1 protein-coding gene and 1 pseudogene are annotated in these 3,513 nt (G+C 54.6%); both read left to right on the top strand.

Annotated elements, in window-relative coordinates; translation table 11 throughout:
* Positions 1-258: pseudogene (locus B4U49_RS00950) on the top strand (hypothetical protein); the annotation flags it as partial.
* A gap of 363 nt (positions 259-621) precedes the next feature.
* A partial coding sequence (locus tag B4U49_RS00955) for a hypothetical protein (RefSeq protein ID WP_078082727.1) occupies positions 622-3,513 on the top strand: 2,892 nt, incomplete at its 3' end.

Raw genomic sequence — 3,513 nt, forward strand, 5'->3', positions numbered from 1 at the left:
GTGGTCACCGATGATGGCAACCCCATGCTGTCCTCCGAGGAAATCACCTTCGAATTTACCCTTGAGGAAGCCGATACCAACGATGGCGGCGACGATGGCGATAATGGTGACGGTGGTGATACCGGTGGAGGTGAAACACCTGTACCAGATGGTGGTAACACCGGTGGTTCTGGTGGCTCCAGCGGTGGCGGCGTTGGTTTATGGCTGCTGTGCGTGATGATGCTCGGCGGCTTGTGGCGTCGCAGAATAGCTACTTAAAAGCGACATCGTTTAACAAGAAAAGCCGATGGTAAATCCATTGGCTTTTTTTGTTTTGGTAATTATAAATTAACGTTCGTGATTTAAATTCGAGAGTGAGTATTTATTCATAATTTTCGGTACGTACGTATGTACCATTAATTTTTTTAAAAATAAAAATTAATTAGAGAAATAAAAATTTAATTAGCATTTCACAACGCCTACATGTGTGTTTCTAAATTTTTTGACACAAATACCATTTCTTGATCAGCAAACCTGATAACGTCGCCGACCACTTATAGCGTTGCCCCAAGACGGGTAATTCCAACGCAAATAAATATCCACCGGGCCGGAGGCCCTGTCGCTAATCACATGGAGAGTGCTATGTCGCGCACGTTATTCCTGTTCTTATTCCTTTTTACAGTCGTCCCTTATTCCTGGGCGGTCGACGGTCGATCCGATTACGACCTCGATGACAACGGCCTGATCGAGATTAACGACTGGGCCGACTTGCATGAAGTGCGTAATAACCTCGATGGTTCAGCACTCTATGGTAGTAGTACCGGTTGTCCCGTGGATGGCTGTATTGGTTTTGAACTGACCACGGATCTGGATTTCGATACCAACGCTGATGGTGCACTGGATAGCAGTGATACCTACTGGAACGGCGGTGAAGGCTGGCAACCGATAGGTAGCAGCTCCAGCGATGCATTTAGCGGGGTATTTCACGGCAACGGTCACCTTATTCGCAACCTGATGACCGCACGACCGGATGTGGACAACCAGGGCTTGTTTGGCGCTATGGTAGACGCCACGGTGCAAGAACTTGGCTTATCCGGACCGCTGATGCATATCCAGGGCAAGTCTTTGGTGGGTGGACTGGTAGGTTATGCACAGGGAGGTCAGATTACTGCAACCTTTGTCAGCGGTTATATTGATGGCAAGGGGACTAGTATTGGTGGTTTGGTTGGATCTGCACTTGGCACAAACATAGTTGCCAGTTATGTAACGGGGCTCGTGAATGGGGAGGGAGACAGGCAAATCGCCGGTTTGGTGGGATACCGCCTGGCGGGCGATGTTATCGCCAGCCTGTCCACCGCGTACATGCAGAGCAGCGTGATTGGCGGCTTGGTCGGCTACAGTTATTCGGGCGATTCTGCCGATACCTATGTGAGTTACTGGGCGACGGATGCATCGGGTCAAAAAATCAGTTACGGCGGCACCCGAGCCACGCTTGCCGAACTTCAGTGCCCTACCAGTGCCGATAACACCAGCTGTGCAGAACCCACCCTCTACGAAACCTGGGCCGAATACACCGATGCCCAGGGGAATCCCTACTGGGACTATGGGACCAATAGCGAACTTCCGGGATTGCGCCTGCAGGGCCGCCTGTATCGCGACGGCGATGGGGATGGTGCAGAAGCGGACTATGACGATTTTCCCACGCAATTTGCCGCAAGCGTTGACAGTGATGGCGACGGGGCACCGGACTTTTGGAAAATCGGCTGCGAGGAAGAATGCCGAATCGCAAGCGGCCTGGTGTTGGACCAGTTTCCCGACAGTTTCGCCGCCATGCTCGATGCTGACGGGGATGGTCTGCCCGACCGCTGGAATGACGAATGTGACAGCGCCTGCCAATCCGCTTCCGGCCTGACCCTGGATGACGACAACGATGGTGACGGTGTCACCAACGATAACGACGCCTTCCCCGCGAATCCCGCCGCAGCCGCAGATGCCGACAATGATGGTATGCCAGACGCCTGGCTTGCTGCCTGCGACAGCGACTGTCAGTCGACTTCCGGCCTAAGCCTGGACCCCTCTCCGAACGATACCGACAACGACGGTGTGGTGAATGACCAGGATGCGTTTGTCGACAACAGTGCCGCGGCGGTGGATGCCGATGCAGATGGTTTGCCGGATGCCTGGCTCGAGAGCTGCGACAGTGCCTGCCAATCCGCGTCAGGCCTGACATTGGATGCCTCTTTGAATGACACCGACAACGATGGTGTGGTGAACGAGGAAGATGACTTCATTAACAACAGTGCCGCCTCCGTGGATGCCGATGGCGATGGCTACCCGGACGCCTGGCTCGACAGCTGTGACAGCGCCTGCCAGTCCAGCTCTGGCCTGATTCTGGATAGCGCACTGAACGACACCGACAACGATGGTGTAGTGAATGACAATGATGCGTTTGTAAACAACGCTGCCGCCGCAGTGGATACCGATGGTGATGGCCAACCGGACGCCTGGCTTGATAGTTGTGACAGTGCCTGTCAGTCTTCCTCCGGCCTGACGCTGGATGAAGACAATGATAACGATGGCGTCGTCAACAGCGAGGATCCCTACCCGCTGGATAACCAACGCTCCGTCGATGCCGACGCGCCGCAACTGCTGCAAGTACCACCAGCGATCAGCATGGCGGCCACCGGCGACTCCACCCTGGTAACACTGAATGTCATGGAAGCGCAGGCGACTGACAACTTCGATGACGAACTCGAGTTCCAGGTAGAGCTGAATGGCGAGCTGCTGGTGCGCAATGAGGATCAGCAGGTTTCGCTGCCGAGCGGCGCTTTGTCCCTGCAGTGGTTTGCCGTAGACGATGCGGGTAACCGCTCCGAGTCCTTGGCGCAGATGGTAAAAATCTATCCGCAGGTGCGCTTTGCCGAAGCCGATTCAATCACCGGTGAGCAGCGTGTCGCTCCTGTTGCACTGAGCCTTTCGGGCAGATCCCCGGAGTATCCGGTCTCTATATTGGTTCGTTGGGTAGAGGCTGAGAGTATCGCCACGTCGGCAGACGTAGTGACCGAAGGCGACAGTGGTGTAAACCTGAGCGAACTGATCTTTACCATCGAATCTGCCGAAGCGCAGGACGATGCCGCGCTACTGATTCCTGTAGCCGCGGATGAAGAAGTCGAGCCGGACGAGTATCTGATGCTTGAACTGGCGGCCGCACTGGCAGGCAGCGACACCACGTTCGAAATGCCAATCAACGCAGATTACCAGCGCCACCGTCTGACAATTACCGACACCAATGTCGCGCCCACGGTAACCGTCACGGCGGCACAGAACGGTGAGCAGGATACGGTATTTATCGCAGATGCTGGCGATGTGACCCTGAACGCCGAAGTCACCGATGTGAATGGTGGCGACAGCCACAGCTACCAGTGGTATACCAGTGAACTGCCGGTGACGCCCGGTGATGAGGCTTCCTTCACCTTTGATCCGCAATTTATGGATCTTGGCGAATACAGAATCAGTATTGTGGTCACCGATGAT

The organism is Microbulbifer mangrovi (assembly GCF_002009015.1).
GTDB classification, from domain to species: domain Bacteria; phylum Pseudomonadota; class Gammaproteobacteria; order Pseudomonadales; family Cellvibrionaceae; genus Microbulbifer; species Microbulbifer mangrovi.